Source organism: Sphingopyxis sp. (assembly GCF_050725615.1).
GTDB lineage: Bacteria > Pseudomonadota > Alphaproteobacteria > Sphingomonadales > Sphingomonadaceae > Sphingopyxis.
In genome coordinates this window covers 21,524-37,566 of sequence record NZ_JBOHHU010000035.1, presented here as the reverse complement: position 1 = coordinate 37,566, position 16,043 = coordinate 21,524, and the positions used below count along the sequence as shown (strand labels likewise).

Annotated in this window: 17 protein-coding genes; 8 read left to right on the top strand and 9 right to left on the bottom strand. The window is 66.7% G+C overall.

The genetic code is table 11. From position 1 onward, the window contains the following. Positions 1–62: 62 nt before the first annotated feature. From ACREB7_RS10245 to ACREB7_RS10225, 5 genes are all read right to left on the bottom strand, one after another. On the bottom strand, positions 63–1,568 hold the full coding sequence (locus ACREB7_RS10245; RefSeq protein WP_431592171.1) for an AMP-binding protein: 1,506 nt from the start codon (positions 1,566–1,568) through the stop codon (positions 63–65). Continuing rightward, on the bottom strand, positions 1,565–2,335 hold the full coding sequence (locus ACREB7_RS10240) for a FadR/GntR family transcriptional regulator (RefSeq protein WP_431592170.1): 771 nt from the start codon (positions 2,333–2,335) through the stop codon (positions 1,565–1,567). The genes ACREB7_RS10245 and ACREB7_RS10240 overlap by 4 nt, the downstream gene beginning before the upstream one ends. Positions 2,336–2,441: 106 nt before the next feature. Continuing rightward, a complete protein-coding gene (locus tag ACREB7_RS10235) occupies positions 2,442–3,302 on the bottom strand; it encodes an SDR family NAD(P)-dependent oxidoreductase (protein WP_431592169.1) in 861 nt (286 codons plus the stop codon). After that, positions 3,295–3,798, bottom strand: coding sequence for an SDR family oxidoreductase (locus tag ACREB7_RS10230; protein ID WP_431592168.1), 504 nt, complete (start codon positions 3,796–3,798; stop codon positions 3,295–3,297). The genes ACREB7_RS10235 and ACREB7_RS10230 overlap by 8 nt, the downstream gene beginning before the upstream one ends. Beyond that, the gene (locus tag ACREB7_RS10225) at positions 3,795–4,676 is read right to left on the bottom strand and encodes an SDR family oxidoreductase (RefSeq protein WP_431592167.1); all 882 of its coding nucleotides are present in this window, start codon (positions 4,674–4,676) and stop codon (positions 3,795–3,797) included. The genes ACREB7_RS10230 and ACREB7_RS10225 overlap by 4 nt, the downstream gene beginning before the upstream one ends. 79 nt (positions 4,677–4,755) lie before the next feature. On the opposite strand from ACREB7_RS10225, the gene ACREB7_RS10220 reads away from it, so the two are divergent. From ACREB7_RS10220 to ACREB7_RS10190, 7 genes are read left to right on the top strand one after another with little or no spacing between them, the layout of a single operon-like run. Next, positions 4,756–5,616 (top strand): SMP-30/gluconolactonase/LRE family protein, encoded by an 861-nt coding sequence (locus ACREB7_RS10220; RefSeq protein ID WP_431592166.1) that lies wholly within the window; start codon positions 4,756–4,758, stop codon positions 5,614–5,616. Next, entirely contained in the window at positions 5,609–6,031 is a 423-nt protein-coding gene (locus tag ACREB7_RS10215) for a nuclear transport factor 2 family protein (protein WP_431592165.1), read from the top strand. Before ACREB7_RS10220 ends, ACREB7_RS10215 begins: the two co-directional genes overlap by 8 nt. Positions 6,032–6,072: 41 nt before the next feature. Beyond that, on the top strand, positions 6,073–6,531 hold the full coding sequence (locus ACREB7_RS10210) for a MarR family winged helix-turn-helix transcriptional regulator (protein ID WP_431592164.1): 459 nt from the start codon (positions 6,073–6,075) through the stop codon (positions 6,529–6,531). Then, positions 6,528–7,595, top strand: coding sequence for a phosphotransferase family protein (locus tag ACREB7_RS10205; protein WP_431592163.1), 1,068 nt, complete (start codon positions 6,528–6,530; stop codon positions 7,593–7,595). Before ACREB7_RS10210 ends, ACREB7_RS10205 begins: the two co-directional genes overlap by 4 nt. Positions 7,596–7,624: 29 nt before the next feature. Further along, a complete protein-coding gene (locus ACREB7_RS10200) occupies positions 7,625–8,899 on the top strand; it encodes an acyl-CoA dehydrogenase family protein (protein ID WP_431592162.1) in 1,275 nt (424 codons plus the stop codon). 13 nt (positions 8,900–8,912) lie between these two features. Further along, positions 8,913–9,872: an alpha/beta hydrolase gene (locus ACREB7_RS10195; protein WP_431592161.1), complete on the top strand. Its 960-nt coding sequence runs from the start codon at positions 8,913–8,915 to the stop codon at positions 9,870–9,872. A gap of 1 nt (position 9,873) precedes the next feature. Beyond that, a complete protein-coding gene (locus tag ACREB7_RS10190) occupies positions 9,874–10,620 on the top strand; it encodes an SDR family NAD(P)-dependent oxidoreductase (RefSeq protein ID WP_431592160.1) in 747 nt (248 codons plus the stop codon). 28 nt (positions 10,621–10,648) lie between these two features. Here the strand turns inward: ACREB7_RS10190 and ACREB7_RS10185 are convergent, their stop codons facing one another. Beyond that, positions 10,649–11,629, bottom strand: coding sequence for an NAD(P)H-dependent flavin oxidoreductase (locus tag ACREB7_RS10185; RefSeq protein WP_431592159.1), 981 nt, complete (start codon positions 11,627–11,629; stop codon positions 10,649–10,651). Between the two features lie 67 nt (positions 11,630–11,696). Between ACREB7_RS10185 and ACREB7_RS10180 the strand changes: the two genes are divergently transcribed. Next, positions 11,697–12,686, top strand: a complete 990-nt coding sequence (locus ACREB7_RS10180; RefSeq protein ID WP_431592158.1) for an NADPH:quinone oxidoreductase family protein — start codon at positions 11,697–11,699, stop codon at positions 12,684–12,686. Here the strand turns inward: ACREB7_RS10180 and ACREB7_RS10175 are convergent. The 3 genes from ACREB7_RS10175 to ACREB7_RS10165 are packed head-to-tail and all read right to left on the bottom strand — an operon-like array spanning position 12,683 to position 16,043. Then, on the bottom strand, positions 12,683–13,612 hold the full coding sequence (locus ACREB7_RS10175) for an NAD(P)H-dependent flavin oxidoreductase (protein WP_431592157.1): 930 nt from the start codon (positions 13,610–13,612) through the stop codon (positions 12,683–12,685). The two genes, ACREB7_RS10180 and ACREB7_RS10175, sit on opposite strands and share 4 nt — an antisense overlap. Positions 13,613–13,617: 5 nt before the next feature. Beyond that, on the bottom strand, positions 13,618–14,676 hold the full coding sequence (locus ACREB7_RS10170) for a DUF7065 domain-containing protein (RefSeq protein WP_431592156.1): 1,059 nt from the start codon (positions 14,674–14,676) through the stop codon (positions 13,618–13,620). Next, on the bottom strand, positions 14,673–16,043 hold the full coding sequence (locus ACREB7_RS10165; protein WP_431592155.1) for a wax ester/triacylglycerol synthase domain-containing protein: 1,371 nt from the start codon (positions 16,041–16,043) through the stop codon (positions 14,673–14,675). Before ACREB7_RS10165 ends, ACREB7_RS10170 begins: the two co-directional genes overlap by 4 nt.

The window sequence follows — 16,043 nt, the reverse complement described above, 5'->3', positions numbered from 1 at the left end:
AAGCAATCCAGGGCGGTTTACGCACGCTCTGGATTGCTTCGCTTCGCTCGCAATGACGGAGGTTATGAAGTCCGCCTTAGTTCGTGCTTCAACACCTTGCCCGATGCGTTGCGCGGCAATTCGGCGAACAGGCTGAGCCGCTCGGGCGTCTTCTGCTTGGCGATCCCCGCCGCGAAGAAATGATCGCGCACCGCATCCAGCGTCAGCGCCATCCCCGGCGCGAGCACGACGCAGGCCCGCACGACCTCCCCCATGCGGTCGTCCTTCGCCGCCACCACCGCGACATCGGCGACCGCCGGATGGGCGAGCAGCACCGCCTCGACCTCTTTCGACGAGATGTTCTCGCCGCCGCGGATGATGATATCCTTCTTGCGATCGGTGATAAGGAGATAGCCGCCCTCGTCGAGGCGGCCGATGTCGCCGGTGCGATACCAGCCGCCGGGCAGGAAGGCGCTTTCGTTCAGCGACGCGTCGAGATAGCCCATAAACAGTTCGGGCCCGCGCGTGCAAATCTCGCCGTCCTGCCCCGCCGGCACGTCGGCGCCATCATCATCGACGAAACGCATTTCGGAGCCGATGATCGCGCGGCCCTCGGTATGGAGCTGCTTGTCGAGCGGGTCGTCGATGACGCCCGAGGTCACCGTCGGATGCTCGCTCGACCCATAGCAATGATAGACGGCAAGGCCCAAAGCCTGGCAGCGTTCGATCAGCGACGGCGGCACAGGCGCCGCCCCGACCAGATATTGGCGAAGCGACGTCAGGTCAGAGCCCTGCGCGTCGGCGGCGGCGATCATCCCCGACAGGTGGAAGGGGGTACCCGATGACGAGGTGACCTTGTGGCGGTCGATCAGCTCGGCGGCGAGCGCCGCGTCCCACTGGTCCATCAGGATCAGCGGCGTGCCCTGGCAGAGGAAGCGGTACATCGACAGCGCGCCCGCGACATGCCCCGGCGGCCAAGGCGAAATCACGGCATCGTCATCGCTGCCCGCACGCATCAGCCGCATCGTTTCCATCTCGGCGAGGAAGCCGCGTGCGCTGTGCATCACGCCCTTAGGATCGGCGGTGGTGCCCGAGGTGTAGACGAGCAAAGCGAGGTCGTTTGCATCGACCGGCACCGGGTCGGCAATCGATCCCTCGCCCTCCAGCGCATCGAAATCGGGCCCTATCGCGACATGGAGCTCGAGCGCGGGCAGGTCGCCGCAATCGGCCAAGACTTGGCGGTAGTCGACGTTACGGAAGCGGTCCGGCGTGAACAGCCATTTGGCCCCCGACTGGCGCAGGATGAAGCCCAGTTCCTTCGCGCCATAGATGGTGACGATCGGCAGCATCACCGCCCCTGCCTGCGCCGCGGCGACCGCGACGACGAGCCATTCGCGCCAGTTGGCGAGCATGCAGGCGACGATATCGCCGCGCCCGACGCCCGCCGCCGTCATCCGCGTGCCCATCCGCCGTCCCGCCACGACGACCTCGCCCAGCGTGGTGGTGCAGGGCAGATTATCCGACGCGACGGTCAGCGCCGCACCGGGCGCACGCGCCGCGGCGGCGATCATCGCGTCGGCGAAATTCATCCGTGCAGGGAGTCGACGATCCGCTCGCCCTCGCCGCGCGCCGCCCAGGTGTCGTTGGCGTTGCGCAGGTGGAGCCGCCAATGATTGACCGCGCCCTCGACATCGCCCGCCTCGATCATCGTGACGAGCTTTTCGAAGGATTTGAAACCGGCGCGCAGGCTCTTGAACTTGTCCTCGGTGGTGCGCGGATGGCGGCGCTGATAGTCGTTCTGGTGATGCCGCCCCAGGTTGAGCAGCATGCGGTTCATCAGGCTGAGCGTCTTGTTACCGGTCGCCTCGACGAGCGTCTGGTGGAAGTTCGACACATTGTCGACGAACTCGGCATAACCCTCGGTCTTCAGCATGTCCTCAAGATCGGCGAGCACCTGTTTCAGCCGAACGAAGCCCGGGGTCTTGCCGCTCGCCGTCGCGAGCCAGCGCACGACGGTCGGCTCGATCGCCAGCCGTGCGGCGTAAAGATCGGCGATCGTCGTCCCTTCGGCTTCGAGCAGATAGCCGGCATAGCGCGACACCAGTTCGACCGAGGGCTGGTGCACCCGCGCGCCGCTGCGCGAGCCGCGCACGACGCTGATCAGATTTTCGGCCTCGAGGATGCGGAACGCTTCGCGCAGCGTCGGGCGCGAAATGCCGAGGGTCGCCATCAGCGTGCCTTCGGGCGGTAACGAGTCGCCTTCCTTGAGTTCCCCGCGCACGATCTGGGCCCGGATCTGGTCGGCGACCAGTTCCGACGTCTTGGGCACCCGGATACGCGCGCTGCCATTTTCCATATTCACAAATCCTGCCCCTGCCCGGAGTTGTTTAACTTGTCTCTACTCTTGAAGAGCCTTTAGGGCCTTTGGCGCAATCCCGCAATGTTGCGGCGATTTCCTCCATTTAGCCACCGAAGGACAGGCCTTCATTGAGCGTCCATTTGCCGTCGCGTCCACGCACCCAGCCCGACGATCCCCAGGTACCGCCGTCGACAGGCAGCAGCACGCCGGTGATATAGCTCGCCATCGCGCTCGACAGGAACACCGCCGCATCGCCGCATTCCATATCGACGCCTTCGCGGCCGAGCGGGATCAGGCGGTTCATCGCATCGACCGTGTCGGCGCTATGTTGTTTCCACGTCGCGGGATCGACCGGGCCGGCCCGATTGCCCTGATTGCCGGGGGTGATCGTATGATCGGGAGCGATGCAGTTGACGCGGATAGCGTGCCCCGACAGCTCGACCGCCATCGACTTGGTGAAGCTGAGCATGCCCGCCTTGCACGCCGCATAGACCGCGAAATTGGGGGCCGCGCGGCTCGCCTCGATGCTCGCGACGTTGACGATCGAACCGCCGCGACCGCCCGCGACCATATGCTTGGCCGCCGCCTGCGTCGCGACGAGCATCGACATCAGGTTGATGTCGATATGCTTGCGCATGCTGCGTTCGCTCTGTTCGAGGAACGGGCGCGCCGATACGCCGCCGGCGTTGTTCGCGAGGATGTCGAGGCGACCATATTCGGCGGCGGTGCGGCCGATGGCGATGCGCAGCGCGTCGGCGTCCATGACGTCACCCGGAATCGCGAGCGCCTTCCGTCCCGCTTCGCGAACGCGCGCCGCGGCTTCTTCGGCGCGCTCGGGAAAGATGTCGTAGATCGCCACATCGGCGCCCGCTTCGGCGAGACGGATCGCGATCGCGCGTCCGATCCCGCCGCCGCCGCCAGTCACGAAGGCCGCCTGCCCGTCGAGGCGGATGCGGTCAGTCATCGAGGATCACCCCCATGACCGCGCCGGTGACGTAGGCGGCGTAATCGCTGGCGAGATAGGCGGCGAGATGGCCGAGCGTCTCGCCGGTCTCACGCGTCAGGATCGTATTCACGCGGATGCCGTCGCGCGCCCATTCGACCCCGAGCGTCTTGGTGAGATTGCCGAGCGCCCCGGCGGCGGCCGCCTGATCGGCGCCGAGCGCCTGTTCGGGCGCGCCAACGAAAAGCACCGCTCCGCCCTGCCCGCTGGCACGGCGTGCCGCCGCGAAATCTCTGGCGCCGAGGAAGCGGCGGTCGAGCCCGGCATCCAGGCTGGCGCGCCATTCTTCGTGGGTCAGTTCGTGCGCCAATTTTGTCGCGGATGGCGGGGCTATATGGACCCAGACATCATGGTCGCCATCGCTGACCAGCGTGGCGCCCGCCGCTTGGAAGGCCGCCATGATCGCCGGACTATCACCCTCGATCCGCGCGCGTTTGCCTGCCAGCCAGCCCGTCATTTCCACCCCCATGGTCCGTCGGCACGTTCGCGCGGCGGCACATAGTCGGGCATCATCAGCGAACGGCGCAGGCTTTCGCCGCCGTCCTGCACGATCACTTGCCCTGTCATCGCGCCGAACAGCGGCGTGCAGGTCATCGCCGACAACCAGCCGAATTCCCAGATGCTGCCGGTGCGCCCCGCAGGGATCATATTCTGCAGCGGTTCGATCCCTGCCTCGCGATTGCCGGCGTTCGAACTGGCGTGCGGAAAAAACCCGGCGGCGATCGCGTTGACCCGGATGCCGTAGGGCGCCCAGTCGGCGGCCAGCTTCTTCGTCATCGTCGCCTGCGCGGTCTTGGCGGCGGCGCTGTGCGCGTCGCCGGGAAAGCCGGTCCAGATATATTGGGCGCTGTTGTTGACGATCGCCCCGCCCTTCCCGGCCTTGATGCGGCGGCGCGCAAATTCGGTCGAGCAGAGGAAGGTGCCGTCGATCGCGATGCGGGTGACGGCGTTCCACGCATTGGGCGAAATATCCTCCGCCAGCACGGGAAAATTGGCGCCGGCATTGTTCGCGAGCAGGTCGATGGGACCAAGCGCCGCCTCGGCTTCGTCGAAGGCGGCGGCAACCGCTTCGGGCAGGCGCACGTCGCAGCTCATCGCGTGGGTCCGAACGCCGAGCGCGGCGACTTCGGCCGCACCTTCCTGCGCTCGCTCAATGCTGCGGCCCATCACCGCGACATTCGCGCCGCCTTGCGCAAAAGCCTTCGCCATGGCGAGGCCCATGCCCGAACCGCCGCCGGTGACAAGGACCGTCCGGCCCGCGAAAATATCCGCCGGATAGGGCGGCGCGTCGAAAGGTGGCGGCATCGCCACGATATGATGGGCTGGTACAGGCATCGTCTCTCCTGGGCAAAGGGTTGCGCCTTGGTCCAGCGCGTGTCAAGAGATACATAACTAGGTTATACAGGAGAGGCGTATGGAGATCGTCGCGGAAGGCCTCGCCTTTCCCGAGGGGCCGGTGGTGATGGCCGACGGATCGGTGATCGTCGTCGAGCTTGCAGGCGGACGCATCACGCGCTGCTGGAACGGCCGGACCGAAACGATCTGCGACATCGGCGGCGGCCCCAACGGCGCCGCGATCGGGCCCGACGGAGCGCTGTATGTCTGCAATAGCGGCGGGCTCGACCTCGTCAAATTGCAGCACGCGCGCGGCGCCGGGCACGAGGGGCGCATCGAGCGCGTCGACCTGGCGACCAGGCGGTTCGAGCGGCTGTACGACGGTTGCGATGGCATCGCGCTCGAGGCGCCGAACGACATCGCCTTCGACGCCGAGGGTCGGATGTGGTTCACCGACATGGGCAAAACGCACGACGGCATCCACACCGCGAGCGGGCTGTTCAGCGCCCTGCCCGACGGGTCTTCGGTCACCGCGATCCATCGCCACGCGATCTCGTACAACGGCGTCGGCCTGTCGCCCGACGGGCGCCATATCTATGTCGCCGACACGCATCAGGCGCGGCTGTGGCGTTACGATCGCAAGGTCGAGGCGCAGCGCCCGACGTGGGTTGCGACCGCGCCCGGACCGGTGGGTTTCGACAGCCTCGCGGTGACGGCGGCGGGCAATGCCTGCGTTGCGACGCTGTATGATGGCGGGATCACCACGATCACGCCCGACGGCATGGTGAAGAAATTCGACATTCCCGGCGAACGCTATGTCACCAACATCGCTTTCGGCGGCGCCGACATGTGCGACGCGTGGATCACGCTGTCGACGACGGGGCGGCTGGTGAAGACGCGCTGGGACGAGCCGGGGTTGGAGCTTCCCTATCATGGCTGACCTGGCGACCGACCGCGACGCGATCCGCGACCTGCTCGCGCGCTATACCTACAACGGCGATCGTGGGCGGCTGGACGAGATGACGGCCTGTTTTGCCGAGCAGGGCGTGCTCGAATATCTCGGCAAGGCACCGCAAGGGCCTGCCGCGATCCGCGCGGCCCTGTCGTCGGGGACGCGCGATGAACGGCTGACCTTCGTGCGGCACCATATCACCAACCCGCTGATCGCGATCGAGGACGATGGCGCGACGGCGCGCAGCTATTTCACCGTGCACAGCAATTTCGGGCCGGATCATAGCGGCACCTATGACGACCGCCTGATACGCACCGCCGACGGCTGGCGCTTTGCGCATCGACGGGTGCGGATCGACTGGCAGGCGGACGGGTCGTTGTTCGAGCGGATGACGTCGCGATAAACTCAATTGACACCATAGTGTCAATTAGACATCAAGGTGTCATGTCTGAGCGCTTCCCCGATTTCGAACGATTCGCCGACGAGGTCGCGCGGTTGCGTGGTCGTATGCGCGCGCTGTTCGCCGAAACCCGCGCCGAAAGCGGCCTGCCCGAAATGGAGTTGATGGTGCTGACCGCCGTGGTCAACGCCGCGACGCCGCCGACGGTGGCGCAGATCGGCCGCAGCCTCGGCCACCCGCGCCAGGTGGTGCAGCGCGCCGCAAATGCGCTCGCCGAATTGGGGCTGGTCGCCTTTGCCGACAATCCCGAACATAAGCGCGCCTCGCTGATCGTCGCGACCGAAGCGGGCCGCGTTCTGAAAGCGGCCGATCACGACCGCGCGCAGGCGGTGACCCGCGCGGTGATGGCGCGGGTCGACGGCTCCGCCTTCGCCGGCGCCGCGACGCGGATGCACGCGATCCGCACCGAAATCGAAGCCTATTTGCGGGAGCGCGAGGCATGACCGACGATGTGGCAGCGCTGGCCGATCGCGAGCGGCTGACGGCCTGGCTCGACGTGAATATTCCGGCGCTCGGCGATGGGCCGCTGGCGATTGAAAAAATCCATGGCGGCACGTCGAACGTCATCCTGTCGCTCGATCGCGGCGGCCAGACGCTGATTCTGCGCCGCCCGCCCGCAGTGCCGCCGCCGGGCAGCGCGAAGAGCGTGCTGCGCGAGGCGCGGGTACTCACCGCGCTCAACGGCACCGCCGTCCCGCATCCCGTCTGCCACGGCAGCTGCACCGACGCCGACGTCATCGGCGCGCCTTTCTATGTCATGGACCTCGTCGAGGGCTGGCCCGCCGACCTCACCGATGGCAAGATTCACGACCGCCCGCCCTTCGACAAGCCGCCGCACGCACGCGAGGTCCCCTTCGCGATGGTCGACGGGCTGATCGCGCTCGCCAATGTCGATTACCGCGCGGTCGGGCTCGAAGACTTCGGGCGACCCGATACTTTTCTCGAGCGGCAGGTCGATCGCTGGGAAGGCCAGATCAGGAGCTACAAGCAGCTTTATGATTTCGAATGGCGCGAGCTGCCCGGCTATGCGCTCGCGCGCGACTGGCTGCGCGCGAACCGACCCAGTGATTTCCGCCCCGGCATCATCCATGGCGATGTCGGCACGCCCAATGCGCTCTTCGCCTTCGACCCGCCGTGCCGGCTCACCGCGTTGATCGACTGGGAGCTGTCGACGATCGCCGACCCGCTGCTCGACCTCGCGTGGTTCTGCAACGGCATCCGCGACGAGCGCTTCCCGGGGCATATTCCCGAAAAGTCGCTTTATAATGTCATGGACTGGCCGACGCGGCAGGAGCTGATGGGGCATTATGCGGCGGGTACAGGCCGCAGCATGGCCAGCTTCGACTATTACCTGATCCTCGCGATGTTCAAGGGCGGCTGCATCCTCGAATATAAGGTCGCGCAGGCCGCCAAGGGCATCCTCAGCGCCGAGACCGGGCGCTTCTTCGACCGGCTGGTGCGCGGCAATTTCGCCGAAGCCGAAAAGCTCATCCGCCTCATCGGCTAATCCCCCATCCTCCGAACAAGGACGACGACATGATCGATTTCCGCATCGAACCCGAATTGCAGGCCAAGCTCGACTGGATGGCGACTTTCGTCCGCGAAGAATGCGAGCCGATGGACCTGCTCTTCCCCGGCCATGGCGCACCTTACGATGTCGCGAATGCGGAATCGCGCGCCTATATGGCGCCGTTGCAGAAGCAGGTGAAGGCGCAGGAGCTGTGGGCGTGCCATCTGGGCAAAGAACTCGGCGGCCCCGGTCACGGCCAGCTGACGCTCGCGCTGATGAACGAAATCCTCGGGCGCAGCTATTGGGCGCCGACCGTCTTCGGCACCGCGGCGCCCGACACCGGCAACGCCGAAATCCTCGCGATGTTCGGCACCGAGGAGCAAAAGGCGCGTTACCTGCAGCCGCTGATGGACGGCACGATCGTGTCGACCTTTTCGATGACCGAGCCGCAGGCCGGCGCCGACCCCAAGGAATTCGCCTGCCGCGCCTATCAGGATGGCGATGAATGGGTGATCGAGGGCGAAAAATGGTTCTCGTCGAACGCGCGCTACGCCGCCTTCCTGATCGTGATGGTGGTCACCAACCCCGACAACCCGCCCTATAACCGCATGTCGATGCTGATCGTGCCCACCAACACCCCGGGAGTCGAGTTCATCCGCCATTCGCAGACGATGGGCGACAGTCGCGGCGAGGACGACGGCACCCACGCCTATATCCGCTACAACAAGGTGCGCGTGCCGCTCGACGCGATGCTCGGCGGCCCCGGCGAGGGGTTCAAGGTCGCGCAGGCCCGGCTCGGCGGCGGGCGCGTCCACCATGCGATGCGCACCGTCGGCAAATGTCAGCGCGCGATCGACATGATGCTCGAACGCGCGGTGTCGCGGCGCACGCAAGGCAAGCTGCTTTCCGAGCACCAGTTCGTGCAGGGGGCGATCGCCGATTCGATCATCGAGCTCGAGCAATTCCGCCTGCTCGTGCTCAAGACCGCGTGGATTATCGACAATGAACCGCATGGCGCGGCGCGCACGCATATCGCGATGTGCAAGGTGCAGATGGCGAAAGTCTATCACGACATCGTCCAGCGCGCGATCCAACTCCACGGCAGCCTGGGCGTCACGCTCGAAACGCCGCTCGCCGACATGTGGATGGGACTGCCCGCGATTGCGCTGGTTGACGGACCGACCGAGGTGCACAAAGTGCAGGTCGCCAAAGCCTATCTGAAGAATGCGACGCCCGCACCGGGGCTGTTCCCGAGCGAGCATATCCCGACCCGGCTGGAGGCGATCCGGGCGCGGGGCTGAGAGGAGAGTTCGCATGACCACCCGTCCCCTCGTTGACCGCGAGATCGCGCCATTGCTCGACATGTTCCCGCCGATCGATCTGGCATCGGCGCCGATCACCGAGCTACGCGAACAGGCGGGCCGGGCTTATGCCTTCATGCCTCCGCCCACGATCCTGCCCGAAGAGGTGACGATATCGTCGGTGCATGGCGGCCCGGACATCGCACTCTATCTCTATCGCCCGGCCGAAAGCAAGCCCGGCGGCGGCGCGATCCTGCATATCCATGGCGGCGGCATGGTCATGGGGTCGGCGCAGCAGATCCAGACGAGCCCGGCGATGCTGGCGGTGGCGGCGGGCGTGCCGGTGGTGTCGGTCGAATATCGGCTCGCGCCCGAAAACCCCTTCCCCGCGCCGCAGGAGGATTGCCATTCGGCGCTGGTGTGGCTCGCGGGACAAGCTGAGGCGCTCGGCTTCGACGCCAGCCGGATCGTCGTCGCGGGCGAGAGCGCCGGCGGCGGGCTGGCGGCAGCGCTGGCGATCATGGCGCGCGACCTTGGTGGGCCGGCGATTGCCGGGCAGTTGCTCACCTACCCGATGCTCGACCATCGCACGGGGAGCGACGCCTGTCCCTATGCCAATCCGACCACCGGCGAGTTCATCTGGACGCGCGCGAGCAATCGTTTCGGCTGGACCGCGCTGCAGGGCGATTACACCGCCGACGATGCGCGCAAGGGCTGGTTCTCGCCGAGCCTGGCCGAGGACCTGTCGAATCTGCCGCCCGCCTATATCGCGACGGGCAGCCTCGACCTCTTCTTCGACGAGAATCTCGACTATGCGCGACGGCTGGCTGCGGCGGGAGTGCCCGTCGAGCTGCACAGCTACGCCGGCGCGATCCATGCCTTCAACGCGGTGCCCGGCGCCGCGATCGCCGACCGGTGCAACGCCGGGCTGATGGCCGCCGCAGCAGCGATGACCGCCCCGACAGGAGAATAGAATGACCCCCGATCCGCTTTTCGATTTCACCGGCAAGGTCGCGCTCGTCACCGGCGGGTCGCGCGGACTCGGCTATCGCATGGTGAAAGCGCTCGCCGAGCGAGGGGCCGACGTGATCGTCGCGAGCCGCAAGCTGGAAAATTGCGATGCGGTCGCCGAGGAATGCCGCGCGCTCGGGCGCAAGGCGATGGCCTATGGCGTGCATTGCGGGCGATGGGACGAGATCGACGGGCTGATCGCCGCCACTTATGGCGAGTTCGGGCGCGTCGACATATTGATCAACAACGCCGGCATGTCGCCCGCCTGCCCCAGCCACGAAATGCCCGAAAATCTCTTCGATTCGGTGCTTAACCTGAACTTCAAGGGGCCGTTTCGTCTCGCAAGCCAGGTTGCGCACCGGATGAACGAGGGCGATGGCGGCTGCATCATCAACATCAGTTCGTCGGGCGCGTTGATGGCGCTGCCGATGGTGATCCCCTATGGCTCGGCCAAGGCGGCGCTCAACGCGATGACGGTGTCACTGAGCCGAGAATATGCGCCCAAGGTGCGCGTCAATACGATCAGCCCCGGGCCGTTCCTGACCGATATCGCGGAGGCCTGGGACGAGCGGAAGCGCGAAAAGCAGCCGGTGGCGCTCGGGCGCCCGGGACGGCCCGAGGAGATCGTCACGGCGGCGCTGATGCTGGCGAGCCCCGCGTCGTCCTACACCACCGGCGCGCTGGTGCGGGTGGATGGCGGGCAGCAATAATTCCCCTCCCTTCCAGGGAGGGGAGGAATTACCGCCGGAACCCCGCCAACCTTTGGTCGAGGATCGCTTCGGCTTCGCTGATGATCCGGTCGATCAGTTCCTGACAGGTCGGAATATCGTGGATCAGCCCCTGCACCATGCCCGCCCAGAAGACGCCCTTCGACAGGTCGCCGGTCTTGAGCAATTCGCGGCCTGCGGTGCCCGCGACCAGTTCCTGCACGTCGCCGAACTTGGCGTCGGGCTCGGCAAGGCGCCGCACCACTTCCTCGCTGACCGGGCTCTTGCCGACGCGGGCAGTGTTCTTGAAATTGCGGAAGATCAGGAAGCTGCCGCGCTCGTCGTTGTCGACATAGGCCTGCTTCACATTGTCGTGGACCGGCGCTTCTTTGGTGGCGCAGAAACGCGTGCCCATGTTGATGCCCTCGGCGCCGAGGCTGAGCGCCGCGATCAGGCCGCGCCCGTCGCCGAATCCGCCGCTGGCCAGCATCGGGATCTTCACCTTGTCGGCGGCGGCGGGGATCAGGATCAGGCCGGGAATATCGTCCTCGCCGGGGTGCCCCGCGCATTCGAAGCCGTCGATCGAGATGATGTCGCAGCCCGCCTTTTCGGCCGACAGCGCATGGCGGACCGCAGTGCATTTGTGCAGGATCGTCACGCCGTGCGGCTTCACCCGCGCCCAGATCTCGCGCACCGCCGGCGTGCCCGCGGTCTCCATGATCTTCACGCCGCTTTCGACGACGGCGTCGGCATAGGCGTTGTAATCGGGCGAGTTGATCGTCGGGAAGACCGTCAGATTGACGCCGAAAGGCTTGTCGGTCATCGACCGGCACTTCTCGATCTCGTCGCGCAGCGCCTGCGGCGTCGGCTGGGTCAGCGCGGTGATGATGCCGAGTCCACCGGCGTTCGACACCGCGCTCGCCATCTCGGCGGTGCCCACTGCCTGCATACCGCCCTGGACGATCGGATGCTCGATCCCCAGCATTTCCGTGATTCGCGTCTTGAAGCCCATCCGATTTCCCTCCAATAGTTATATAACTTGGTTATACTTCTAAACCCATGATGACAAGAGGTGTCCGATGACCGCTCCCCTGCCCCGCGCCGTTCGTGCCGACGAACTCGGCCCGCCCGAAAATTACACGCTCGTGGGCCATGATCCGGGCCCGCCCTCGCCCACTCAAGTGAGGATTTCTATCAGGGCGGCGGGGATCAGCTTCGTCGACGTGCTGACGGCCGGCGGCGGATATCAGGTGAAACCGCCGGTGCCCTTCATTCCCGGCAGCGAATGCGCCGGCGTGATCGAGGCGGTCGGCGCCGAAGTGACCGGGCTGGCGGTCGGCGACAAGGTCGTCGCGAGCGGTTGGGGCGGGATGTTCGCCGACGCGACCAACCTGCCCGCGCGGGTCGTGCGCAAGATGCCAGAGGCCCTCTCGTTCGAGGAAGCGGCGGTGTTCCCGGTGAGCTATGCGACCGCATGGCACGCGCTGGTCGATCGCGGGCAACTCAAGGCGGGCGAGACCTTGCTGGTGCTCGGGGCGGGCGGCGCGACGGGCTATGCGGCGGTGCAGATCGGCAAGCTGCTCGGCGCGCGGGTGATCGGATCGGCATCGGACGAGGCCAAGCGCGCGCTGGCTCAGGCGGGCGGCGCCGATGCGGTTGTCGAGGCGCGCGGCGACGACTGGCGCGAGGCGGTCAAGGCGGCGAACTACGGCAAGGGCGTCGATGTCGTCTTCGACCCCGTCGGCGGCGACGCAACCGATCCGGCATTCCGGTCGCTCGCGTGGAACGGACGGCATCTGGTGATCGGCTTTCCGGGCGGGATTGCCGCGCTGCGCACCAATCTGCCACTTCTCAAGGGCGCGAGTCTGATCGGCGTCGATGTGCGGCAATTCGGGATCTTTGAGCCCGAGAAGAGCGAAGCGAACCGCGACACCGTGTTCGCGCTGGCGGGCGAAGGCAAGCTGCGGCCGGCGATAGCGCGCGCCTATCCGCTCGAGGAATTTCGCGCCGCGATGGCAGATGCGGCAGCCGGCAAGAGCGCGGGGCGGATCGTGCTGGTGATGGGCTAGGCCCAGCCGGCCTCGATCGCGGTCAGCCGGGCGCGCCAGTCGGGCCCGGCTGGCAGCGCCTCAAACTCCCGCTGCAATCGCGCTACCAGCCCCGCCACCGGCTCGACCGCATCGATCAACCCCGCGCTTTGCCCGGCGCTCCAGATGTCGCGCCAGGGCATCACGCCCTCGGGCATCGGCGAACGGACATTGGGCAGCGCCTTCGCGTCGAGCCCGACCGCCTCGATCGACTGGCGCATCCAGTGCGCAGGCACGCCATTCATCGCCGCCGAGGCGACGATGTCGTCGGCATTGACCGCCGGGATCATGCTGCGATGTCCCTCGACCACCCCGCTTTCGGGCGTCGCGATGAAGCGCGTGCCCATGCAGGCGATATCGCCGCCGAGCGCGAGCGACGCGGCGACCCCATACGCGTCGGCGATGCCGCCCGCGACGATCAGCAGCCCGCTGAACATGCGCCGCACCGCGGGAACGAAAGCCATCGGAGTCAGGAATCCCGTATGACCGCCCGCACCGGCGCAGGTCAGCATTAGCCCGTCGGCGCCCGCCGCGATCGCCTTTTCGGCGTGCTTCATCGTGGTGACGTCGTGGACGACGCGCCCGCCCCACCCATGCACGCGCTCGACCAGCCCCGAGGGGTCGCCAAGGCTCGAGAGAACGAGCGGGACGCGGTAGCGTTCGAGCAGGGCGAGCCGGTCGGCTGCGGCGGGGTCCGTACCCCAGCGCGCGGGCATGTTGACGATCGGCGGCGCGCCGCCCGTGTCGGCGAGTGCTTTCAGATAGTCCTCGAACTGGTCGAACGGCGTGATCGTGCCGCCCTGCCAGCCGCCGATCACCCCGGCCTTGCAGCAAGCGGTCGCGAGCGGGACCGACGAAGCGAAGCTCATCGGCGCGCACATCAGGGGAAGCGCCAGCCGGTCGAACATCGCGGTCAGGCGGTCGCCTTCAACGCGTCGAGGACGCGGACATAATGGGTCGGATTCCACACATCCTGATCCTCGCCCCAACCGATGCCGCCGTCAATGTCCCAGCGCATCAGCTGGTTCACGCCATAACCCGCCTCGCTCATCGTGCTGACGGTGAAGCCTTCGCTCTTCATCTCGCGGCCATGTTCGTCGACCAGCTCGACCTGCATATGCGTGCTCCACCCGGTCCTGGGGCTGCGGAACACCCGCATGCGCGATTTGGCCGCGTCGAGGCTGCCAAAGCTGCCGTCGCGGCGGATCCAGCCGGCGTTCATCGGCGACCAGCCGTCGGCGTCGCCGTCCTGGACGCGCGCGAAACCAAGGAAGCCGGTCCCATCCTTGCGGTGGCCGAAGATATATTGGATGCGCCCGCGCCCGCGCTCGCGCTCGATCTCGCGCCAGCGCGCACCACCGGGATTTTTCACCCGCTCCATGTCATTGGCATAGACTTTGGGGCTCGCCGCATAGGGGCCGCCGCGCGGGCCCCAGGTGCGGTCGCGCACGCCGATGCCGTCGATGCGGATCTTCTCGCCGCGCAGCGTCATCCAGCCCTCGACATGGCCGAGCTGGTCGTAATGCGGGGTCGCCATGAAGGGCGGCTTGCCCGGCGGGAAGCGGTGCGGTTCGTGCAGGCCGCGGTGGGTGAAGTCGAGCGCGAAACCGCGCGACGGGTCCTCGTACTGCAGATGATATTTCATGCCCGGCTCGAGCATCTTGAGGCTGTAGCCCGGGCCATTCTTGTCGCCCGGAAAGACGATGTCGGTGAGATCGGGGGCGTCGGGCATCGGCGCTTCCTCGACCTTGCGGTAATAAGCCATGCGCGCCTGATCATACCCCTCGTCGTCCCACGCGAAGATGCGCCATGTCACCGCCTTGCGGTTCGGATAATAAGGCGCGTGGATCCAGCAGCCGATCTTGCGTTCGGGAATGCTGAACGACCACCAGTTGGTCTCGGTCTCATAAGGATCGTCGGAGAGCGGGTGGTAGCGGTCGTCCTCGGGCTTGAAGGCCAGATCGTCGGTCATGCGATACTCTCCAGTTCGTCGAGCGCGGCCATAAAGAGCTGCGCGATGCGGTTCACATCGGCGACCTTCGCGGCGTCGGCGATCACGCCCATGTCGAGATTGTCGCCGCTGCGCCGCGAGGTGATGTTGAGGAAGCGGCCCGAGCCGATGATCGGCACCGGATGATTGTGGCGCTGGGTAAAGCCCGCATAGCTGCGCGGCTCGGCGGGGCCGGGCACGTTCGACAGCGTGAGGTTGCCGGGGATCAGGCGCTTGCCGCCCGCGAGGCGGTCGGCGAAGGCGGCGCGGCGGTCGCGCGCGCCATAGAGCTTTTCGGCGGCGTCGAGCAGGGCCTCGTCGTGCGGGGTGCGGCGCATTTCGGCCGCCATCGAAGACTGAATCGCGCGGAGGCGTTCGACCGGGTCGGCGAGATGCGTCGCGAGATGGGGGTGGAGCGCGACGATGCGGTTGCCGAAATCGCCATGCTCCGCGCGGCGGTACGAGCGGGCCGAGTTCACGACGAGCGGTGCGTCGGGAAGCGCGTCGGTTTCGATCAGGTAATTTCGCAATGCGGTGCTGGCGAGCGCCAGGAAGATATCGTTGATCGTGGCATCGACCGCCTTGCCGACCGCCTTCACGCGCGCGAGCGGCAGGCTGATCGTGGCATAGCGGCGCTCGGCCGAGGTGGGGCCCGACAGCGCAAATTCGGGGGTCGGTTCGCGGTCGCCCTTATGCACTTCGAGCGCGGCAAGCGCTTCCTTGCGCCTCGCCGATTGTTCGGCGCGCAGGTCCGCTTCGGCTGCGAAACGCGCATCGGCCTTCTCGCGCCATTTCTCGGGCTCGGGCAGCCGTGCGTCGGCGAAGCGCGCGGTTGTGGGCGGCGCGGCGTCGCTGAGCAGGCGCATCACCGTCTGGAAGCCGATACCGTCGGCGACGCTGTGGTGCATCTTGAGATACAGCGCGCTGCCACCGTCGGCGAGGCGCTCGAAGATATGCACGGCGAAGGGTGGACCCGACAGGTCGAGGCGGCGCATGTTGAGCCTTGCCACCGCCGCGTAGAGGTCGGTTTCGCTCCATTCGCCGTCATGCGGTTCGACCGCGATCAGGTTGTCGAGATCGGCGCGCGCTACATCGGCCCAGACGTCGCTGTCATAGCCGTCGGGCGCTTCGTGCAGTCGCACGAGCAAAGGCGTCGCAGGCAGGCGGTCGGCGAACTGGCGGCGGAGCGCGGCGGCGACGTCGTCCTGCTGGTCGGCTGCCACATCGAGCAGGATCAGCGCGCCGACATGCATCGGCGAGGCGTCAGTCTCCGACAGGACCATGAAATGATCGTCGGGGCGCAGGCGGCGGATACCCGGCGCGAGTCGCAACGGATCGGATGCGCTCAC